At 73.4% G+C, this 19,727-nt stretch carries 25 protein-coding genes; 5 read left to right on the forward strand and 20 right to left on the reverse strand.

Features of this window, described 5'->3' with window-relative positions:
* Window positions 1-23: 23 nt before the first annotated feature.
* From ABFT23_RS17070 to ABFT23_RS17140, 15 genes are all read right to left on the reverse strand, one after another.
* Entirely contained in the window at window positions 24-410 is a 387-nt protein-coding gene (locus ABFT23_RS17070) for a DUF3037 domain-containing protein (protein WP_347897321.1), read from the reverse strand.
* Window positions 407-1,180: a HipA family kinase gene (locus ABFT23_RS17075; protein ID WP_347897323.1), complete on the reverse strand. Its 774-nt coding sequence runs from the start codon at window positions 1,178-1,180 to the stop codon at window positions 407-409. Before ABFT23_RS17075 ends, ABFT23_RS17070 begins: the two co-directional genes overlap by 4 nt.
* Complete coding sequence (locus tag ABFT23_RS17080) at window positions 1,177-2,025, reverse strand: polyphosphate kinase 2 family protein (protein WP_347897325.1); 849 nt, start codon at window positions 2,023-2,025, stop codon at window positions 1,177-1,179. Before ABFT23_RS17080 ends, ABFT23_RS17075 begins: the two co-directional genes overlap by 4 nt.
* Window positions 2,026-2,058: 33 nt before the next feature.
* Window positions 2,059-2,757, reverse strand: coding sequence for a GNAT family N-acetyltransferase (locus ABFT23_RS17085; RefSeq protein ID WP_347897327.1), 699 nt, complete (start codon window positions 2,755-2,757; stop codon window positions 2,059-2,061).
* A gap of 10 nt (window positions 2,758-2,767) precedes the next feature.
* Window positions 2,768-3,256 carry a phosphoribosyltransferase gene (locus ABFT23_RS17090; protein WP_347897328.1) on the reverse strand — a complete coding sequence of 163 codons (489 nt, stop codon included), beginning with the start codon at window positions 3,254-3,256 and terminating at the stop codon, window positions 2,768-2,770.
* 69 nt (window positions 3,257-3,325) lie between these two features.
* Window positions 3,326-4,003 (reverse strand): regulatory protein RecX, encoded by a 678-nt coding sequence (locus ABFT23_RS17095; protein WP_347897330.1) that lies wholly within the window; start codon window positions 4,001-4,003, stop codon window positions 3,326-3,328.
* The gene (recA, locus tag ABFT23_RS17100; RefSeq protein WP_457623631.1) at window positions 3,987-5,039 is read right to left on the reverse strand and encodes a recombinase RecA; all 1,053 of its coding nucleotides are present in this window, start codon (window positions 5,037-5,039) and stop codon (window positions 3,987-3,989) included. Before recA ends, ABFT23_RS17095 begins: the two co-directional genes overlap by 17 nt.
* 205 nt (window positions 5,040-5,244) lie before the next feature.
* Window positions 5,245-6,387 carry a sensor histidine kinase gene (locus ABFT23_RS17105; protein WP_347897332.1) on the reverse strand — a complete coding sequence of 381 codons (1,143 nt, stop codon included), beginning with the start codon at window positions 6,385-6,387 and terminating at the stop codon, window positions 5,245-5,247.
* On the reverse strand, window positions 6,384-7,073 hold the full coding sequence (locus ABFT23_RS17110) for a response regulator transcription factor (RefSeq protein WP_347897334.1): 690 nt from the start codon (window positions 7,071-7,073) through the stop codon (window positions 6,384-6,386). The genes ABFT23_RS17105 and ABFT23_RS17110 overlap by 4 nt, the downstream gene beginning before the upstream one ends.
* The gene (locus tag ABFT23_RS17115; protein ID WP_347897336.1) at window positions 7,073-7,537 is read right to left on the reverse strand and encodes a hypothetical protein; all 465 of its coding nucleotides are present in this window, start codon (window positions 7,535-7,537) and stop codon (window positions 7,073-7,075) included. The genes ABFT23_RS17110 and ABFT23_RS17115 overlap by 1 nt, the downstream gene beginning before the upstream one ends.
* On the reverse strand, window positions 7,534-8,730 hold the full coding sequence (locus ABFT23_RS17120) for a molybdopterin-dependent oxidoreductase (RefSeq protein WP_347897338.1): 1,197 nt from the start codon (window positions 8,728-8,730) through the stop codon (window positions 7,534-7,536). The genes ABFT23_RS17115 and ABFT23_RS17120 overlap by 4 nt, the downstream gene beginning before the upstream one ends.
* A complete protein-coding gene (locus tag ABFT23_RS17125) occupies window positions 8,727-9,422 on the reverse strand; it encodes a methyltransferase domain-containing protein (protein ID WP_347897340.1) in 696 nt (231 codons plus the stop codon). Before ABFT23_RS17125 ends, ABFT23_RS17120 begins: the two co-directional genes overlap by 4 nt.
* 95 nt (window positions 9,423-9,517) lie before the next feature.
* Window positions 9,518-10,315, reverse strand: a complete 798-nt coding sequence (locus tag ABFT23_RS17130) for an S-methyl-5'-thioadenosine phosphorylase (protein ID WP_347897342.1) — start codon at window positions 10,313-10,315, stop codon at window positions 9,518-9,520.
* 46 nt (window positions 10,316-10,361) lie between these two features.
* Window positions 10,362-10,556, reverse strand: a complete 195-nt coding sequence (locus tag ABFT23_RS17135) for a DUF3046 domain-containing protein (RefSeq protein ID WP_347897344.1) — start codon at window positions 10,554-10,556, stop codon at window positions 10,362-10,364.
* Window positions 10,557-10,586: 30 nt separating this feature from the next.
* Window positions 10,587-11,102, reverse strand: a complete 516-nt coding sequence (locus tag ABFT23_RS17140) for a DinB family protein (RefSeq protein WP_347897346.1) — start codon at window positions 11,100-11,102, stop codon at window positions 10,587-10,589.
* Between the two features lie 70 nt (window positions 11,103-11,172).
* On the opposite strand from ABFT23_RS17140, the gene ABFT23_RS17145 reads away from it, so the two are divergent.
* Window positions 11,173-11,676 (forward strand): GNAT family N-acetyltransferase, encoded by a 504-nt coding sequence (locus ABFT23_RS17145; protein ID WP_347897348.1) that lies wholly within the window; start codon window positions 11,173-11,175, stop codon window positions 11,674-11,676.
* Here ABFT23_RS17145 and ABFT23_RS17150 read toward each other — a convergent pair.
* The 3 genes from ABFT23_RS17150 to ABFT23_RS17160 are packed head-to-tail and all read right to left on the reverse strand — an operon-like array spanning window position 11,669 to window position 14,270.
* On the reverse strand, window positions 11,669-12,478 hold the full coding sequence (locus ABFT23_RS17150) for an ABC transporter permease (protein WP_347897350.1): 810 nt from the start codon (window positions 12,476-12,478) through the stop codon (window positions 11,669-11,671). The genes ABFT23_RS17145 and ABFT23_RS17150 overlap by 8 nt on opposite strands.
* Entirely contained in the window at window positions 12,475-13,293 is an 819-nt protein-coding gene (locus tag ABFT23_RS17155; protein WP_347897352.1) for an ABC transporter permease, read from the reverse strand. The genes ABFT23_RS17150 and ABFT23_RS17155 overlap by 4 nt, the downstream gene beginning before the upstream one ends.
* Window positions 13,293-14,270 carry an ABC transporter ATP-binding protein gene (locus tag ABFT23_RS17160; protein WP_457623634.1) on the reverse strand — a complete coding sequence of 326 codons (978 nt, stop codon included), beginning with the start codon at window positions 14,268-14,270 and terminating at the stop codon, window positions 13,293-13,295. The genes ABFT23_RS17155 and ABFT23_RS17160 overlap by 1 nt, the downstream gene beginning before the upstream one ends.
* A 56-nt stretch (window positions 14,271-14,326) precedes the next feature.
* Between ABFT23_RS17160 and ABFT23_RS17165 the strand changes: the two genes are divergently transcribed.
* Window positions 14,327-14,839 carry a hypothetical protein gene (locus tag ABFT23_RS17165; protein ID WP_347897354.1) on the forward strand — a complete coding sequence of 171 codons (513 nt, stop codon included), beginning with the start codon at window positions 14,327-14,329 and terminating at the stop codon, window positions 14,837-14,839.
* Window positions 14,840-14,849: 10 nt separating this feature from the next.
* On the opposite strand, the gene ABFT23_RS17170 is transcribed toward ABFT23_RS17165, so the two are convergent.
* Window positions 14,850-15,305, reverse strand: coding sequence for an HNH endonuclease (locus tag ABFT23_RS17170; RefSeq protein ID WP_347897356.1), 456 nt, complete (start codon window positions 15,303-15,305; stop codon window positions 14,850-14,852).
* 24 nt (window positions 15,306-15,329) lie between these two features.
* A complete protein-coding gene (locus ABFT23_RS17175; RefSeq protein WP_347897357.1) occupies window positions 15,330-16,940 on the reverse strand; it encodes an HsdM family class I SAM-dependent methyltransferase in 1,611 nt (536 codons plus the stop codon).
* 134 nt (window positions 16,941-17,074) lie between these two features.
* On the opposite strand from ABFT23_RS17175, the gene ABFT23_RS17180 reads away from it, so the two are divergent.
* Genes ABFT23_RS17180 through ABFT23_RS17190 form a run of 3 tightly spaced genes read left to right on the forward strand, consistent with a single transcriptional unit; the run spans window position 17,075 to window position 19,679 of the window.
* Window positions 17,075-18,394, forward strand: a complete 1,320-nt coding sequence (locus tag ABFT23_RS17180; protein ID WP_347897359.1) for a nicotinate phosphoribosyltransferase — start codon at window positions 17,075-17,077, stop codon at window positions 18,392-18,394.
* Complete coding sequence (locus ABFT23_RS17185; RefSeq protein WP_347897361.1) at window positions 18,391-18,963, forward strand: isochorismatase family protein; 573 nt, start codon at window positions 18,391-18,393, stop codon at window positions 18,961-18,963. Before ABFT23_RS17180 ends, ABFT23_RS17185 begins: the two co-directional genes overlap by 4 nt.
* On the forward strand, window positions 18,960-19,679 hold the full coding sequence (locus ABFT23_RS17190; protein WP_347897363.1) for an NUDIX hydrolase: 720 nt from the start codon (window positions 18,960-18,962) through the stop codon (window positions 19,677-19,679). The genes ABFT23_RS17185 and ABFT23_RS17190 overlap by 4 nt, the downstream gene beginning before the upstream one ends.
* Window positions 19,680-19,727: the final 48 nt, after the last annotated feature.

Raw genomic sequence — 19,727 nt, forward strand, 5'->3', positions numbered from 1 at the left:
CCCCTGTTCGCCGCCCGGCCCGACTAGCCCACCAGGTGGTGAAGCAGGTGGTCGAGCTGGCGCGGTGCGTCGTCGGTGACCCCGCCGTGCACCGGCCCCGGCTGCAGGACGGTGCTGCGCGGCGCCTTGAGGAAGCCGAAGCGCTGGCTCACCGGCACCGACGCCGCGCTGCCGGCCCGGGCGTCGCCGGCACACACGGCGTCGACGAACCCGAGGGCACTGCGCAGCTGGTCGGCGTCGACGAGCGGGTCGAGCGCGCCGAGCCGGTCCCGGTCGATCCGCCAGGCCGCGGCGAGGTAGTCGGTGGCGTGGCAGTAGAGCACGACGCCGACGTTGACGAACTCCTCGCGGTCGACGCGCGGCACGTACCGCAGCGCGACGTACTGGTAGGGCTGCCGGGTCGCGCTCACGACGGCGGCTCCGGCAGCCACTGACGTGTGGTGAGCCGCTCGGTCAGGAACGCGACGTAGGCGTCGCGGAGCGCTGCGGGGGTCTCGGCGCCGGGCACGGGGTCGAGGAACGCGTCGGGCACCAGCCCGACGACCTCGGACAGCAGGTCGGGCGTCACTCGCTGGGTCAGCTCGTCGTCGATCGCGGCGAGCGTGGTGGCGCGGCCGAGGAGCACGTGGTCGCTGGGGTCCCACCGCTGCGCCGCGAACCGGGCGGGGTCGCCGACACCGCCCGGCCAGGCGTGGTGGAAGTAGAGCGCGGCGCCGTGGTCGATCACCCAGAGCTCGTCACCCCACAGCAGGAGGTTGGGGTTGCGCCACGAGCGGTCGACGTTGGCGCAGAAGGCGTCGAGCCACACGACGCGGCCGGCGACGTCGGGGCTGACGCCGGTCTGGCCGTCGTAGCCGAACGAGCCGGGCAGGAAGTCGATGCCGAGGTTGCGGCCGGTGCTGGCGGTCAGCAGGTCCTGCACCTCCTCGTCGGCCTCGTAGCGGGCGATGTCGGCGTCGAGGTCGAGCACGACCTGCCGCGGCGTCCGCAACCCGATGCGTCGGGCCAGCTCACCGACGACGACCTCGGCGACCAGGACCCGCAGGCCCTGTCCCGCGCCGCGGAACTTGCACACGTAGGTGCCGAGGTCGTCGCCCTCGACCACGCCGGGCATGCTGCCGCCCTCACGGAGCGGGGTGACGTAGCGGGTGACCCGGACCGTCGCGAGCTGCTCGCTCAAGCGACCGGCTCCTCCTGCTCGAGACGGCGGCGCTCGGCGGCGACGTCGAAGTCGGCCGCGGGCCACTGCGGGTCGAGCCCGCGGAGCGCATCGAGCAGCAGGGTGCCGACGGCCAGGTTGCGGTACCACTTCTTGTCGGCTGGGACGACGTGCCAGGGCGCGGCCTCGGTGTGCGTGCGCTCGAGCGCCACCTGGTAGGCCTCGCGGTAGGCCGGCCACAGCGCGCGCTCGTCGAGGTCACCGGGGTTGTACTTCCAGAACTTCGTCGGGTCGTCGAGCCGGGCGAGGAGGCGCTCCCGCTGCTCCGCGGCCGAGACGTGCAGCATGCACTTGACGATCGTCGTCCCGCCGTCGACGAGCCGCTGCTCGAAGTCGTTGATGGCGTCGTAGCGACGCTCGATCTCCTCGGGCGGGGCGAGCTCGCGCACCCGGGCGATGAGGACGTCCTCGTAGTGCGAGCGGTCGAAGACGCCGAGGTAGCCCGGCTCGGGCAGCGCCCTCTCGATGCGCCACAGGAAGTCGTGGCTGCGCTCCTCCTCCGTCGGGGCCTTGAAGGAGGAGATCCGCACGCCCTGCGGATCGACCAGGCCGACCGTGTGCCGCAGCGTGCCGCCCTTGCCCGAGGTGTCCATGCCCTGGAGCACCAGCAGGACCGAGCGCTCGCCGCCGGAACGGCCCTCGGCGAACAGCCGCTCCTGCAGCTCGGCGAGCTCAGGCTCCATGGCGGCGAGGGCCGCCGTCCCCGAGGCCTTGTCGCCGTCGTAGCCGGGCGCGGCGTCGGTGTCGATCGAGGCGAGGTCGACGGTGCCGCCGGTCAGGCGCAGGGCGTCGGCGATGCTGCTCATGGAGCCCACCCTATGCAGGTAGTTCCTTGCCGGTCAGCCGACCACGGTTGCGAGGTCGAGCGTGCAGCCGACCAGCGTCTCGACGCTGCCGTCGGACTGGGTCTGGTCGAACCACAGGCCCTCGACGAACCCGACCTTGGCCAACACCCGCAGCGAGGCCCGGTTGCGGTGGTCGGGCGCGGCGAAGCAGTGCTCGGCGTCCGGACGACGCCGCCGGACGTCGAGGAGCCACGCCCACAGGCACCTCGTGCCGACGCCCCGCCCGACCCACTCGACGCGACCCACGAGGTAGTCGACGCCGACCGCCTCCGGGTCGGGGGCGAGCAGCGCGTAGTCGGGCTTGTCGCCGACCCGGTAGTCCTGCACCAGCCCGATCGAACGACCGTTGACCTCCCACACGCCCATCCGGACCGGATCGCGGCCGTCGATGCGCGGGCCGTAGGTCGCCTCGTAGGCCGCCAGGCCGGGTGGGCCGTCGCCGAACCACCAGCGCGCGACGTGGGCGGCCGATCGCCACGCGACGACGTCGGGCAGGTCGCCACGGGTCATGGCGCGCACCGTCGCGACGGTGTCGCCGTCGACGCAGAACTGCTTGGCCTCGCCCGACAGGTCGACAGCCACCGGGTCGGGTCCCCCGGGTGCCAGCCGGCACGCCGCGGCGTACCACGACTCCCCCGGCGCCGTCGTCGTCGTGCGGACGTCGTCGCCCACCGCGACCCTGACCTCCGACACCGGCGGAGCCTCAGCCGGTCGAAGCGCGCTTGCGCAGCGGCTCGCGGTCGGACCACGGGAAGTCGACCCACGCCTCGGTGGCCTTCCAGACGTAGTCGGGCTTGACCGCCGAGCGCGACTTCTCGAAGACCACCGCCGTGCGGACGTCGGCGACGTGGCCCTCGCAGAACTGCTGGACGTGGCGCAGCGTGAGACCGGTGTCGGCGATGTCGTCGGCGATCAGCACGTTGAGCCCGGCGAGGTCGACGGCGTGCGGCACCGGCGGGAGCATGATCGGCACCTCGAGGCGCTCGTCGATGCCGGTGTAGAACTCGACGTTGACCGTGAAGACGTTCTTCACGTCGAGCGCGTAGCCGAGCCCCATGCCGAGCGCCAGGCCGCCACGAGCGACCGAGAGCACGATGTCGGGCTCGAACCCGTCGTCGACGACCCGATGGGCCAGGTGGTCGACCGCGGAGCCGAACATCTGCCAGGTGAGGACCTCACGCTCCGTAGCCACGCCTGGCAGTGTGCCGCTCCGCAGGGACCGTGGGGAAGCCCGAACCGTGCCTGACGTGGCGGGGTGCCCTCAGTCGGGCTCGGGTGCCTCGCGCCCGGACGACGCCAGCTCATCGCGCACGACCGCGTAGGCCAGGCCCGAGCCGTAGCCCTTGCGGGCGAGCATGCCGACCAGGCGCCGGGTGGCGGTGGTGTCGTCGACCCGCGACAGCGTGCGCAGCTTCCTTCGCACGAGGGAGCGGGCGGCCTCCTCCTCGTCGGCGGGGTCGACCTCGTCGAGCGCCTCGCGCGCCACCGCGTCGTCGATGCCCTTGCGTCGCAGCTCCTGCGCCAACGCGCGCCGCGCCAGGCCCTTGGCGGACTGACGCCCGGCGATCCACATCCGGGCGAACGCCTCGTCGTCGACGAGACCCACGTCGGTGAACCGGTCGAGCAGGTCTGTCGCGACGTCGTCGGGCACGTTCTTGGCGGCCAGCTTGTCGGCGAGCTCCTGACGAGACCGGGCGCGCCCGGTCAGCTGGTCGAGCAGGATCTTGCGGGCGACCGCCTCGGGGTCGGCGTCGACGTCGCGGGGGTCCGGCGGGCTGTCGGCTGCGGGACGGCGCCCGCGTCGCTCTCGCTGCTGGCCGCCGGCGCTCCGGGCGCCTCGACCACCCTCGCGACCACGGGTCCACGCGGCGACGCCGTCACCGACGTCGCCGCGCCAACCGGGACCGGACCCCGAACCGGGCTCAGAAGTCGTCGACACCGATCGGGGCGTCGGACAGCTCGTCGGCCGGCTCGGCGACGCTCGGGCCGACGCCGAGCTTCTCGAGGATCTTCTTCTCCAGCTCGTTGGCCAGGTCGGGGTTGTCCTTGAGGAACGTGCGGGCGTTCTCCTTGCCCTGACCGAGCTGGTCGCCCTCGTAGGTGTACCAGGCACCGGCCTTGCGGACGAGGCCCGCCTCGACGCCGACGTCGATCAGGCCACCCTCGCGACTGATGCCCTTGCCGTACATGATGTCGAACTCGGCCTGCTTGAACGGCGGCGCGACCTTGTTCTTGACGACCTTGACCCGGGTGCGGTTGCCGACCATGTCGGTGCCGTCCTTGAGGGTCTCGATGCGCCGCACGTCGAGGCGGACCGAGGAGTAGAACTTCAGCGCGCGACCACCGGTGGTGGTCTCGGGCGAGCCGAACATGACGCCGATCTTCTCGCGCAGCTGGTTGATGAAGATGGCCGTGGTGCCGGAGTTGTTGAGGGCACCGGTCATCTTGCGCAGCGCCTGGCTCATCAGGCGGGCCTGCAGGCCGACGTGGCTGTCGCCCATCTCGCCCTCGATCTCGGCGCGGGGCACGAGCGCGGCGACGGAGTCGATGACGATGAGGTCGAGCGCACCGGAGCGGATGAGCATGTCGGCGATCTCGAGCGCCTGCTCACCGGAGTCGGGCTGGGAGACCAGCAGGGCGTCGGTGTCGACGCCGAGGGCCTTGGCGTAGTCGGGGTCGAGCGCGTGCTCGGCGTCGATGAAGGCGACGATGCCGCCACGGGCCTGGGCGTTGGCCACCGCGTGCAGGGCGACCGTCGTCTTTCCGGAGGACTCCGGGCCGTAGATCTCGACGACGCGCCCGCGGGGCAGGCCGCCGAGGCCGAGCGCCACGTCGAGCGCGATCGACCCGGTCGGGATGATCTCGAGAGGGGCGCGCGTCTCGTCGCCGAGGCGCATCACCGAGCCCTTGCCGAACTGCTTCTCGATGTTGAGCAGTGCCGCGTCGAGGGACTTGTCGCGGTCTCCACCAGCCATGATGTGTGTCCTTACGTCGTGTGATCGGGATGTGAGGTCGTCGTCTGCCGGAGACGCTAGGGGCGACCACCGACACAACCGCCCGGACCGACCCGAGCCCTGTGGACGACCCGCCGCGGAGGCGGGCCGAGCAACGACACCCACGCTAGGCCGAACACGTGTTCGAAGCCACCCGACACGCCGGTCGTCGCGTCGAGCCGCGCCCTCACACCGGCAGGCGCACCAGGAACCGGCAGCCCGGGCGGGGTGCCGAGTCCAGGTTTTGCACCGACACCTGGCCCTGGTGGGCCTCGACGATGCCCTTCACGATCGCCAGGCCGAGGCCCGCCCGGACGTCGCCCCCGGGCTCGGGCGTCCGGGCCGCCGAGCCGGTCCAGGCGACGTCGAAGACGCGTGCGAGGTCGTCCTGGGCGATGCCGCCGCAGGCGTCGGTCACGCTCAGCTCGACCGCACTGTGCGTCGCACTGCCGACGACCTCCACGGCGCCGCCCTCGGGCGTGTGGCGCACGGCGTTCGAGACGAGGTTGCCGAGCACGCGGGTCAGCCCGGCCGGGTCGGCCCGCACGACGAGTCCGGGCTCGACCCGGCCACCGAGGGTCACCCCGCGGGAGCGGGCGACGGAGATCGACTCGGCGATCGCACCGCTGACCAGGTCGTCGAGCGGCAGCGGCTCGGGGGCCAGCGGCAGGACGCCGGCGTGGATGCGGGAGAGCTCGAAGAGGTCGTCGACCATGCGCGACATGCGCTCGACCTGCAGGCGGACCTCGTGGTGGTAGCGCTCGGGCTCGGGCGCGACGCCGTCCTCGAGGGCCTCGACCATGGCGCGCAGGCCGGCGAGGGGGGTGCGGAGGTCGTGGGAGACCCAGGCCACCAGCTCGCGCCGCGCGCTCTCGACACGGGCCTCGCGGGCCCGCGACTCGGCGAGCCTGGCCTGCATGTCGTCGAGCTCGGCGGCCAGCGCCCGGAACTCCGCGGGGCCCCGCGACGATGCCGGCACGGGCTCGTCCGGGGCCGAGGGGTCACCCGCCGCCACCCGCCGGACGTCGGCCCGCAGCGCGGCGGAGAAGCGCCCGAGGGCCGCGGCCAGCGCCATCGCCACCACCAGGGCGATCACGGCGGCGCCGACGGTGACGAGCGTGACGACGCCGAGGTCGTGCTCGGAGATCAGCATCCGCTCCGACACGGCGAGCACCCCGGCCAGCACGGAGCCGACCGCGACGACGGCGACGAGGCCGAGCTGCCAGCGCATCGACCGGCGGCGCAGGAGGTAGCCGGCGCCGAGACCGGCGGCGCCGACGACGGTCGCCGCGGCGGCGGCCACCAGGAGGATCTCGGTGACGTCGTTCACCGCTGCCCCGTCACGGCGTCCCACCGGTAGCCGACGCCCCACACGGTCACCAGGCGGCGAGGCAACGCGGGGTCGGGCTCGACCTTCTCGCGCAGCCGGCGCACGTGCACGGTGACCGTCGAGTGGTCGCCGACGGTCCAACCCCAGACCTGCTGGAGCAGGTCGTCGCGCGTGAAGGCGACGCCGGGATGGGCCAGGAAGTGGCGGAGCAGGTCGAACTCACGCCCGGTCAGGGCGAGCCGGACGCCGTCGCGCGTCGCCTCGCGGCGGCCGCCGTCGACGACGAGGTCGCCGTCGCCGACGACGTCGGGCAGCACGTCGCCGCGGCGGGAGCGACGCAGGAGCGCCTCGACGCGCAGGACGAGCTCGCGCGGGCTGAAGGGCTTGGTGACGTAGTCGTCGGCACCGAGCTCGAGCCCGTCGACCCGGGCCTCCTCCCCGGCGAGCGCGGAGAGCATGATCACCGGCACGTCGCCCGAGGCCCGCAGGCGTCGGCACGTCTCGCGGCCGTCGAGCCGCGGCATCATCAGGTCGAGGACGACGAGGTCGGCCGGTGCGCGGCGCATCGCGTCGAGCCCGGCCGCTCCGTCGCCGGCCTCGTCGACGTCGTGCCCGGCGGCGCGCAGGTAGGACACGACCACCTCGCGCACGGTGACGTCGTCGTCGACGACCAGCACCCGCGCCATCAGGTCTCGCTCCCGGCCGCTGCGGCGCGCGCCCGCCGCAGCCGGACGACGACCGCCACCGCCGTGGCGACCACGACGACGCCGGCGAAGACCCACCAGCCCCCGACGAAGTCGCGGTCGAGCAGGGTCGGGTTGTCGGGCTTGCGTCCGTAGGAGAGCAGCACCGGCACGGCCAGCAGGGTCGTGGACGCGAGGACGACCCCGCCGACGACCACGGGGGCTCGGGCGGCCCGCGGCAGCAGGCGCACCACCGCCACGCCGGCGAGGAGCGCGACCGTGGCGATCACGACGTCGTTGAGCACGATGCCGCCGACCAGGTAGCGCGCCAGGCTGCCCAGCTGGCGCGAGTCCTGGCGCGAGAGCACGAGCCAGGCGCCGTAGACCCCGACGACCACGCCGACGGCGCCGAGCAGCAGGCGCGTGACCAGGCCGCCACGCCCCGGCTGCGGTGTCTCGGCGCTCATGCCTGCACCTCCACGCTGCCGAGCCACTTCGTCTGCAGCACGCCGGGACGGTTGGGCGCGATGAGCCGGCACGGGTAGCCGTGGTCGAGGTCGAGCGGCTCACCGCCCAGGTCGAGCGCCAGCAGGGTGCGGTCGTCGGCGACGAAGGTCTTCTGCAGCGTGTTGACCGTGTAGTACGGGCCGTTCTCCTGGAACGACGACACGGTGACGTCGCTGTCGGGAGAGGCGCCGACGAGGGCGAGCACGTCGCTGAGCCGCACGCCGGTCCAGGTGCCGTTGGCGCTCCAGCCCTCGACGCAGGCGATCGGCAGGGTCTCGGTGCGCTGCGGCATCGCGAGCAGGTCGGGCCGGCTGAGCTCGACCGTGCGGTCGCCGTGGGTGACCGTCAGGCGCCACGCCTCGCTGCGTGCGCTCTCGAGCACCCCGGCCGCCTCGGCGCTGCGGTTGACCGGGATGCCCTGAGGGCCGTTGCCGGAACGGATGCCGAACACCGAGACCTGGCGGAGCCACGGCACGGTCTGCCCGGCGGTGAGCACGACGGCGGTGCCGGCCGCCAGCCAGGTGGTGCGCAGCAGCGCTCGACGCGACATGACGCCCTGCTCGACCGCGGTGTCGCGGTCGTGGGAGTGCCGCGCGTCGACCGGGGCGCCGAGCGCCTCACGGATGACGGGGAGCTTGACCGCGACGTGCACGACGAGCGCGCCGATGGTCACGAACGCGACCCCGTAGTGGGCCGGCCGGAAGCCGAACTTCCAGACGTACCAGGACGCCGTGTTCGTCAGGCCGCTCACGAGCATGAAGATCGACGCCGCCACCAGGACCGCGATCGAGACCCGCTCGAGCGTGGTGAGCACGAGCACCCGGAGCCGGAGCGAGGGCGGCCGCTCGAACAGCTTCGGGTACACCGTCCAGAGCTTGACGATCAGCAGGGGCACCGACGCCGTCCCGGTGACGACGTGCAGGCCCTGGGTGACGCGGTAGCCCCACGACGGGCTCGACGGGAACGGGATCGGCTGGGTGGGGTTCTGGGCGTAGTGGCTCAGCAGGCCGGTGACGAAGCAGACGGCGAAGCTGATGCCGAGCCAGAGCCCGATCCGGGCCGCGACGGCCGGGCTGCGCAGCCGCGAGGTGAACGACTCGGGCGTCGGCCCGGGGAGGTCGCTGGGAGCGGGCAGGCGGTCGACGATCCTCACAGCGCCGCCTCCAGGACGACGCACCAGCGGCCGCCGTGGCAGGCCCGTTCGACGACCCGCCACCCGGCGCGCGAGGCGACCCCCGCGACGTGGTCGATGCCGACGACGGCCCAGCGGAACGGCCGCGAGCGGAGACCGGCGGACTCGATGCGGACCCACGACGTGCGCGCCGCGACGCCCGGGCCCCGCACCTCGACGACGGCCCTGCCCCGCGGGTCGACGATCTCGCCCACCCGGCGCAGCAGCGCGACGGGGTCGCCGCCGATGCCGACGTTGCCGTCGGCGAGCAGGGCCGTGGCCCAGCGGCCCTCCCCCGGCAGGACGTCGAAGACGTCGCGCCGCAGGGCGGTGGCGCCGCGGCCGATCGCCTGCCCGACGGCCTCGTCGACGACGTCGATGCCGAGGGCGACGGTGCCGCGGCCGGCTAGCGCCGCCGTCATGCGACCCGGGCCGCAGCCGATGTCGAGGGTCGGGCCCTGGCAGTGGTCGAGGATGGCGTCGTCGTGCTCGTCCGCGGCCCGCCGCCACGCCTCGACCGGCAGGGGCTCGACCGTGTCGCCGAGGCCGAGGACGGTGCAGGGGCGCCCCTGGAGGGCGTAGGAGAACACGGTCGAGAAGGGTCGCTCGACGACCGGGTGGTCGACGCGGTCGCGCCGAGCGGCACGGGGCGGGAGGAGGTCACGGTGGCGCATGGTCCTGCCAACCTAGGCTCGCCGGGCCGCCCGTGTCGCCCGAAGTCATTACGACCCGGTGACGCCGCCGTCGGGCACGGCGTCGTGGCGACGTCTCAGCCCGGGACGTCGTAGGTGAGCTCGACGTCGTCGGCCCAGGTCGAGCAGGAGCACCCCGTGGGGTCGGGCAAGGCCTCGATGGCCCGCGTCAGCAGCGTCGTCAGACGCTCGAGGTTCGCCCGGAAGAGGGCGAAGACCTCCTCCTGGCCGACGCCCTCACCGGCCTCGGCGCCGGCGTCCATGTCGGTGACGAGCGCGACCGAGGCGTAGCACTGGCGCATCTCGCGTGCGAGCGCGGCCTCGGGGGCGCCGGTCATGTTGATGAGGTGGAAGCCCTGGTCGACGTAGGAGCGCGACTCGGCGCGGGTGGAGAACCGCGGCCCCTCGACCACCACCATGGTGCCGCCCGACCGGACGTCGGCGTCGGCACCGGCCAGGGCCGCCCCGACCCCGGCGCAGTAGGGGTCGGCGAACGGCAGGTGGCAGGCGCCGGTCTCGACGAAGGAGTCGATGCGGCGGCGGGTGCGGTCGACCAGCTGGTCGGGGACGACGACGTCGCCGGGCGCCACGCCGGCCAGCCCGCCGACGGCGCACGGTGCGAGCACCTGCCGCACGCCGAGCGAGCGCAGCGCCCAGGCGTTGGCGCGGTACGGGATCGCGTGCGGGGGGAACTCGTGGTGAGGTCCGTGCCGGGGCAGGAACGCCACCCGGCGTCCCCCGACCTCACCGATCGCGATCGCGGCCGACGGGTCACCGTAGGGCGTCGTGACGGCGTGCTCGGTGTAGTCGTCGAGGAAGGAGTAGAAGCCGGTGCCGCCGATGACGGCGACGTCGGCCCGGGGTGTCTCGCTCACCCGGTCATCGTGCCAGCCGCCGGCGCGACCATCGCGGCCGCCGCCCTCAGCGCTCGCGGTCGGGCAGCTCGAGCTGGCGCCAGACGGCGGCCCAGACCTGCTTCGGCGGGACGCCGTCGTCGATCGCCTGCTGGGCGGTGCGGCGTCCGAGGTCGGCCATCACCACCGAGGAGGCCCAGCTGCGAGCGTAGGCGCTGCCGAGGGCGTGCTCCATGCGCTGCCAGAACTCGGTGTGCCTCACGCCGTCCACGGTAGACGAGGCGGCGAGCCCTCAGCGGCGCAGGTCGTGGAGGTGGTGCACGACGTCGTGCAGGTGGTAGCGCGCGATCGAGGCGACGGTGAAGACGCTGCCGTTGGACCGGGACCCCGGCCGGTCGTGGGCCGACGGAGGCACGTCGTCGTAGAGGTCGGCCACCGCCTCGGCGGCCGCGACGAGGTCCGCGGCGACCTCGGTCGGGTCGGCCTCGTCGTAGCGGCCCGCGACCGCGGCGGCGTCCTGGTCCCAGTCGTCGAAGGTCGGAGCGTGCTCGTCGAGCATCAGCCGCACCCGCTCGGCGAAGACCCGGTGGACGTCGCGCACGTGGGCGCCGTACTCGGTGGGCGACCACGTCCCCGGGTCCGGACGGCGGGCCGCGCCGGGCGCCGCCAGCAGACCGGGCCACCGCGCGGCGTTCTCGCGGACGAGGCGACCCACCTCGGCCACCGCGACGTCGGCGGCGACGAGGCCGCACTCGGGGCAGGGCGCGTCGAGGACCCAGGTCCAGTCCTTGGTGTCGGGCGTGATCACGGGCACGATCCTGACGGCCTGGCGGGAACACGTCGCCGGGGTTCCTGCCACCGTGCGTCAGGATGCGGACATGTCGTCGAGCAGCTGGACCGTGCGGGACGCCGTGGACGCCGACCTGCCGGCCGTGAAGGCGATCTACGACGAGCAGGTCGTCCACGGCATCGCGACCTTCGACACGGTTGCCCCACCTCTGTCGGTCTGGCGCGAGCGGCTCGGCTCCCCGCACCACCTGCTCGTCGCGGTCGACGCGGACGACGAGGTGGTCGGCTACGCCTCGTCGTCGGCGTACCGACCACGCCCGGCCTACGACGCGACCCGTGAGGTCTCGGTCTACCGCGACCCTCGAGCCCGGGGCCGCGGTGTGGGCCGGGCGCTCTACGACGTGCTGCTCCCCCGCCTCGACGACGAGGGCGTGCACACCCTTCTGGCGGTCATCGCGATGCCGAACGAGGCGAGCGAGGCGCTGCACCGGGCCTGTGGGTTCACGCCGGTCGGGCTGCTGCCCGAGGTGGGGTTCAAGCACGGCCGGTGGATCGACACCGCGTTCTGGGCCCGCGTGCGCACGGCTACGTGATGAGCAGCGCGTCGAGCCGGCGTCGGACGACGAGCAGGCCGACCGCGCCCATCACCACGAGGTAGACGACCGAGACCAGGGAGGCGGTCGAGACGGCACCGGTGGTGAGCTCGCGGCACAGCACGACGCCGCGGTAGAGCGGGGTGCACTCGACGACCCAGCGCAGCCAGCCGTCGAAGGCGGTGACCGGGAAGAAGGTGGCCGAGAACAGGAACAGCGGGACCTGGACCAGGGTGACCTTCTCGAAGTCCTGCCACGAGGTGAACCAGGTCGTGCACGCCATGGCGACGGCGCTGAACGCGAAGCCGATCAGCAGTGCCGCCGGCAGCGCGAGCAGCGCCCACCAGGTGTCGATGTAACCGAGCACCAGCATGACCACGAGGAAGGCCGCGGAGTAGGAGCCGCCGCGCAGCTGGCCCCACAGCGCCTCGCCGCGGGCGACGTCGCCGGTGCCGATGGGCGTGGCGAGCACGGCGTCGTAGAGCCGGCCGTGCTTGAGCTTGAAGAAGAAGTTGTAGCAGGAGTCCATGAGGGCGCCGTTGAACGCCGAGGCCGCGAGCATGCCCGGTGCGACGAACTCGGCGTAGGGCACCTGACGACCGTTGAACTCGAAGGTGTCGATGAGCTGACCGACGCCGATGCCGATGGAGAGCAGGTAGAAGACCGGCTCGAGGAAGCCGGTGAGGAACAGCTTCCACTCGGCGCGGTAGGTGATCGCGTTGCGCTCGACGAGCAGCAGCGTGGCCTGGACCGAGGTGAGCGGCACCACGAACCGGTCGGGTCGGGACGACGGGTCGCTCACGACGACAACCTCCGCTCGAGCCCGCTGACCGCCCACCAGGACCCGAGGCCCGCGAGCGCGAGCAGCACGACCAGGTTGACCACGGCGGTGCTCACGTCGACCGTGTCGAGGCTCGCCATGCGCGACAGGTTGACCCCGTGCCACAGCGGCGTCACCTGCGCGACGCGCTCGCCGACCGCGCCGAGGTTGGCGATCGGGAAGAACGCACCGCTGAACAGGAAGAGCGGAAAGACCCCGACCCGGAAGACGACGCCGAAGGCGGCGTCGGAGGAGATGCGGCACGCGTAGCCGTACATCAGCGTCGCGAACACCAGCCCGGTCAGGCTCTGTGCGCCCAGCGCCGCGAACGGCGACCACCAGGTGGCGAACACGCCGAAGGGTGCGACGACGAGGTCGAAGATCGCGCAGATCACGGTGACCCGCACCCACACGAAGAACAGGTGGGCGGCGGCGACCTGCCGCACGGTGATCGGGGTGGCGATCATCGAGTCGTAGACGCGGTTCCACTTGAAGTTGCTGAACACCGGCCACGAGGTGTCGCCGACGGCGGTCTGCATGGCGTGGCCGGCCACGAGGCCCGGCACGATGAAGGCCAGGTAGTCGGGGGCGCCCTCGAGCTGCGCGGGGCCGCCGTCGATGAACCCGCCGAGCAGCACGCCCATGGCGAGCACGTAGAACACCGGCGAGAGGAAGGCGGAGACCACCGAGCCGCGCCAGGTGCGCAGCGAGACCGTGAGCCAGTAGGGCGCCATGCGACGGATCGCCGTCGGCAGGCTCAGCGCGCCGTCGGGCGGGGTAGGGACCAGGACCGCCATCAGTCGACCAGCGTCCGGCCGGTCAGGCGGAGGAAGACGTCCTCCAGCGTGCTGCGCCGCACCAGGGTCGCGACCGGGCGCAGACCACGCTCATGCACCTGCTCGAGGACGGCGTCGCCGTCGGCGCTGTAGACCAGCAGCCGGTCGGGCAGCACCTCGACCCGGTCGGCGAGGTCGGCGACCGCCTCGGCGTGGGTCTGGTGGGGGTTGGCCGAGGAATCGTCGGCGACGTCGGCGAGCGAGAACCGCAGCTCGGCCACCTCGCGCGAGGAATGCTCACGGATCAGCTCGGACGGCGAGCCGAGCGCGGCGACGAGGCCCTTGTCCATGACGACGAGCCGGTCGCACAGCTGCTCGGCCTCGTCCATGTAGTGCGTGGTGATCACGAGCGTGACCCCGGACTGCTTGAGCCGGAACAGCTGGTCCCACAGCACGTGGCGAGCCTGGGGGTCGAGGCCGGTGGTCGGCTCGTCGAGCAGCAGCAGCTCGGGCCGGTTGACCAGGCTGCGCGCGATGGTGAGCCGGCGCTTCATGCCGCCGGAGAGGTCGTCGACCTTCGCCTTGGCCTTCTCGGTGAGGTTGACCAGCTCGAGCAGCTCGTCGGCGCGGGCCCGGGCATCGGCCCGCCCGATGCCGAAGTAGCGGGCGTAGATGACCAGGTTGTCGCGCACGTTGAGCTCGGAGTCGAGGGTGTCCTCCTGCGGGCACACCCCGAGCCGGGCCCGGATGGCCGGGCCCTCGGACGCCGGGTCGCGGCCGAGGATGCGCAGCTCGCCGCCGGTGACCGGCGAGACGGCGGCGATCATCCGCATGGTCGACGACTTGCCGGCCCCGTTGGGCCCGAGGAAGCCGAACGCCTCGCCGCGCCGGACGTCGAGGTCGATGCCTTTCACGGCCTCGAACGCGGTGTCGCCGGAGCCGAACGACTTGCGCAGGCCGCGCGCGTGGATCATGGGCTCGGTCGAGAGGTCGGGCACGGGCACCCACGGTAGTCGGAGGCGCCGACAGTCTCGACCGGGTTACGGTCCGGCTCGTGGCCGACCCCGTGGTGCCCGTGGTGCTCGTCGAGGGCGAGAGCGACCAGCGCGCCCTCGCGACGCTCGCCCCGCGCCTCGCCGTCCCCGAGCCGACGATCGTCGTCATGCACGGCATCACCAACCTGCGTGCGCACCTGCGCCGGGTGCCGCCCGGTGCCGACGTCCGGCTGCTGCACGACGCCGGCGAGTCGGCCTACGTCGCCCGGGTGCTCGAGCAGACCGCCGTTTCGGTGACGACGTCGGTGTGCCGCGCCGACCTCGAGGACGAGATGATCCGCGCCGTCGGCGTCGCAGGCATGCTCGCCGTCGTCGATGCGCAGGATGAGCGGACGTCGTACGAGCGCATGGCGCAGCAGCCCGCGCAACGAGACCGCTCCGACCACCAGCGCCTGCACCGCTGGCTCGGCGCCCGCAGCGGTCACAAGCGGACCTACGCCGGGCTGCTCGCCGCCGCCGTCGCCCCCGACGCGGTGCCGGCACCCCTGCGCGAGGTGCTGGCACCGCGGTGACCGGAGCGCCTCAGCCCCAGGCCGCGACCTGCGCCCGCGTGGGGTGCCACGGCTCGACCCGCAGGCGCATGCCGGCCTCGGACGGCGTGCGGTTGCCCTTGCGCTCGTTGCACGGCCCGCAGGCGGCGACGGTGTTGACCCATGTCCACGCGCCGCCGCGCGAGCGCGGCAGGAGGTGGTCGATGGTGTTGGCCCAGCCGCCGCAGAACGCACACCGGTGGCGATCGCGCGCCAGCACGCCCTGCCGCGTGTAGCCGGCCGGACGGTAGAGCCACTTGGTGGCCACGTAGCGCACCAGCCGCAGGGCCCGCGGCCACTGGTACGGGCCGATCATCCGCTCGCCGTGGGCTTCGTGGACGACGGCGACCTCGCGCACCAGCATCTTGACCGCGTGCTTGAAGCTGACCCGGCCGAGCGGTTCGAAGGACGCGTTGAAGAGCAGCACAGAACCCGTCAGTGTGGTCATGGACTGCTCCTTCCTGGACAGATCCTAATCTCTCCGCCGCGATGTCGACGCGGATGACGACGAGATGTCGCCGGTGAGAACTCTCGGCGAAGGGCGGCGCGACCGCACCTGGGTTTCCCACCAGCCGAGCGCGGCGCGGTCGTCGTAGGCCTCGCACATCCGCTCGGCGACGGCCCGGAGCGCCTCGGGCTGCTCGTCGTCGGGGACGGCCTGCGCGACCCGCGCGAGGTGGGCGGCGTCGTCCCAGGCACCGTGGTCGGCGGGCAGCGGCAGGGCGGCGACCTGCCGGGCGCTCAGCTTGATCGCGGTCGCCGCGAGCGCCGTGCCGGCGTAGCGGGCAGCCGCGAGGGCGACGACGGGTGGCGCCAGCAGGACGGCGAGGACGTGCCACAGCAGCTCGGGCGGCGGGACGACGGTGACGACCGGCACCGACGGCAACCAGCGGCCGTCGACGTCGACGACGGCCTCGAGCACGCGGCCCTGTGGCGCGACGAGCACCTTCGGCACGAGTCGGGCGTCGGCCCACGCCGCAAGCGTGCCCTCGGCACGCAACGACTGGAGGTCGACGGTCGGCGAACGCCAGGCCTGCTTGACGAACCGGGTCGGCGTCTCGCCCCACCGGCACCGGGCAGGGTCGATCAACCCGGAGGTCACGAGCGGCGCACCCGGTCCGCCCTCTCTTACGTGTGGTACGAGTCCGTAGTACTGGTCGCGGAAGTCGGCCGTGCACGGCCCGAGGTCACCGAGCACGCCGTCGGCACGAGGCGCGACCGACGGCACACCCAGCGCCGGCGCGTGCAGCGTGCCCCACTCGTCGTGCGGCAGCGGGAGCCCCTCGTCGGACGGCACGCCGATCCTCACGACGGGCACGCAGGTGAGCACGGCCGTGCCGGTGAACACCGGCGTCCGCGACGACCAGAAGTCGACGACGGCACCGCTCGCGCGCACGGCGTCGCGCACGGGTCCGGCGTCGCGGGCGGCCAGCAGTGACAGGGGCTGCACCATGGCGACGCTCCCGCCGGGTCGCACGAGGTCGAGCGCGCGCTGGAAGAAGACCGCGCTGGTGTCGGTGTAGGCGCCAGGAGCCCGGGCGGCGACCGGGCCGCGGGGCCGCAGGCGACCACCGAAGGGCGGGTTGCCGACGACGGCGTCGTACGGCGCGCCGGGGTGGTCGCCCAGCCCGTCGGCGACCCGGACGTTCGCCCTCAGCACGGCGGGGTCGACGCCGGGTGCCTCGATGCGCAGCAGGAGGCGCGAGATAGCCACGGCGACCGGGTCGAGATCGGTGCCGTGCACGCGCGCGGCGGCGTCGGGCCCCAGACGCCGGACGACGGCCAGCAGGAAGTTGCCCGTGCCGCAGGCCGGGTCCAGCACCGTCGTTCCGGTGCCGGCGTCGGCCAGCACCCGGTCGAGCACCCACTCGACGAGCGGCGCGGGCGTGTAGAACGAGCCGCTGCCGACCCGGTCGGCGAGCAGCGACTCGTGCACGTCGCCGAGACGGGACGCGGCCGCCGGGTCGCGCCACGGCTCGAGGACGGGGTCGTCGCCCGGGACGCCCCAGCCGTGGGCCGCGGAGACCTCGGCCAGGACGGCGTCCCACCCGGCGGTGCGCACGGCCTCGCGGAGCTCCTCCACGACGTCGAGCCTAGGCCGTGCCGGCACCGTGGGCGCTTGCTCACCGCGACTCGTCGCCGAAAGCCTCGCCCGAGGGGTTTGATCCTGGTGCCGACCTGGTTATAGTCAGACTGACTACAAATCAGGAGGGCCCGATGGCCACGCACACCGTGTCACCCAGCCTGCTGACCGACCGCTACGAGCTGACCATGCTCACCTCGTTCGTCACCGACGGCAGCGTCCACCACCCCGCCGTGTTCGAGGCGTTCGCCCGCCGTCTGCCCGAGGGCCGTCGCTACGGCGTCCTCGCCGGGCTCGGCCGTCTGCTGCCGATGATCGAGGCGTTCCGCTTCGACGCCGACGAGGTCGACTGGCTGCTCGCCGAGGGCGTCGTCAACGAGGCCACCGCCGACTACCTGCGCGACTTCCGGTTCACCGGCGACGTCGACGCCTACCCCGAGGGCGAGCTCTACTTCCCCGGCAGCCCGGTGCTCACCGTGCGCGGCACGCTCGGCGAGTGCGTGATGCTCGAGACGCTGATCCTCAGCGTCCTCAACCACGACAGCGCGATCGCCTCGGCCGCCGCCCGGATGACGCTCGCCGCCCGGGGCCGCCCGCTGGTCGAGATGGGCAGCCGTCGTACCCACGAGCAGGCCGCGGTCGCCGTGGCCCGGGCGGCCTACGTCGCCGGCTTCGCATCGAGCAGCAACCTCGCCTCCGGCCTGGTGCACGGCGTCCCCACCGTCGGCACGGCGGCGCACGCCTTCACGCTCGCGCACACCAGCGAGGCCGAGGCGTTCCGCAGCCAGGTCGAGGCGCAGGGCGTCGGCACGACGCTGCTGGTCGACACCTACGACACCGCGCAGGGCATCCGGACGGCGGTCGAGGTCGCCGGCCCCGGGCTCGGCGCGATCCGCATCGACTCCGGCGACCTCGCCGACGAGTCGGCCGCCGCCCGGGCGCTGCTCGACGAGCTCGGCGCGACGTCGACCCGGATCATCGTCACCAGCGACCTCGACGAGTACGTCATCGCCGCCCTGGCCGACGCCCCCATCGACGGCTACGGCGTCGGCACCCGCGTCGCCACCGGCTCGGGCCACCCCACGGCCCAGATGGTCTACAAGCTGGTCGCGGTCGCCGACTCCGTCGACGGCCCCCTGCGTCCGGTCGCCAAGAAATCACACGACAAGGTGTCCGTCGGAGGTCGCAAACGGGCCTTCCGCGAGCACGACGCCGACGGCCTCGTCGTCCGGGAGTGGTTCACCACCGACGACGACGCCACGGTCTCCGGCACACCGATGCAGGTCGCCGTCGTCCGAGCCGGCGAGGTCGTGCACTCCCCCACCCTCGACCAGGTGCGCGACCACTGCGCCGCGGCCCTCGCCACCCTCCCGCAGTCGGCCCAGGCGATCACCGGCGGTGCCGCCCACCTCAAGGTCGAACCCGTTCCCGCAACCGAAGGAGCAGCCCGATGAGCAAGGCCCTCGTCATCGTCGACGTCCAGAACGACTTCGTGGAGGGCGGCTCGCTCGCCGTCACCGGCGGGCGCGACGTCGCCACCCGCATCACCGCCCACCTGGCCGCGCACGCCGGCGACTACACCGCCGTCGTCGCCTCACGCGACTGGCACGACGCCCACGGCACCAACGACGGGCACTTCGCCGAGCCGGGCGCCGACCCCGACTTCGTCTCCACCTGGCCCGTGCACTGCGTCTCGACCACCGAGGGCAGCGACTACGCCCCCGAGCTCGACACCTCGGCCGTCACCCACCACGTGCGCAAGGGCATGGGCGTCGCCGCCTACAGCGCGTTCGAGGGCGTCACCGACGACGGCGCCACCCTCGAGAGCCTGCTCAAGGACCTCGGCGTGAGCGAGCTCGACGTCACCGGCATCGCCACCGACTACTGCGTGCGAGCCACCGTGCTCGACGCCCGCCGGGCCGGCTTCGAGGTCACCCTGCTCGACGGCATGCACGCCGGGGTCGCGGCCGCGTCGTCGGCCGCCGCGCTGGCCGAGATGACCGAGGCCGGGGTGACGGTATGACCTACACCTCCGAGCACCCGCCGTTCGCGGTCACCGTCGACCTCGCCGTCTTCACGATCCGCGACGGCGCCCTGTGCCTGCTGCTCGTCGAGCGCGGCGCCGAGCCGTTCGCCGGCTCGTGGGCGCTGCCCGGCGGCTTCGTCGAGCCGGCCGAGGACGCCGAGACCGCCGCCTGGCGCGAGCTGGTCGAGGAGACCGGCGTCGAGCGGTTCGAGGGTCACCTCGAGCAGCTGCGCACCTACTCGGCCCCCGACCGTGACCCACGGATGCGCGTCGTCTCGGTCGCCCACGTCGCCTTCGCCCCCGACCTTCCCGAGCCGTCGGCCGGCTCCGACGCCGCGGGCGCGCGCTGGTGGGTCGTCGACGACGTCCTGGGCTCCGGGCCCGACGCACCCGGCCTCGCCTTCGACCACCGCGAGATCGTCACCGACGCGCTCGAGCGGGTGCGGGCCAAGCTCGAGTACACGACGCTCGCGCTCGACTTCGTCACCGAGCCGTTCACGCTGCCCGAGCTGCGGCGCGTCTACGCCGCCGTGTGGGGCAGCGCGCCCGACCTGGGCAACTTCCGCCGCAAGGTGCTCGGCACCGACGGGTTCGTCGTCCCGACCGACACCCACGGCTCCGCCGAGGGGAGCACGGGCCGCCCGGCCCTGCTCTACCGCCGCGGCGCCGCGACCGCCATCCAGCCGCCGATGCTGCGGGCCGCCGGCGACTGACCCCCGCGCCGGTCGCACTCCGTTCGGGCGAGCAGGACTGTCGGTGGC

The organism is Nocardioides secundeburneus (assembly GCF_039939255.1).
Taxonomy (GTDB): Bacteria; Actinomycetota; Actinomycetes; order Propionibacteriales; family Nocardioidaceae; genus Nocardioides.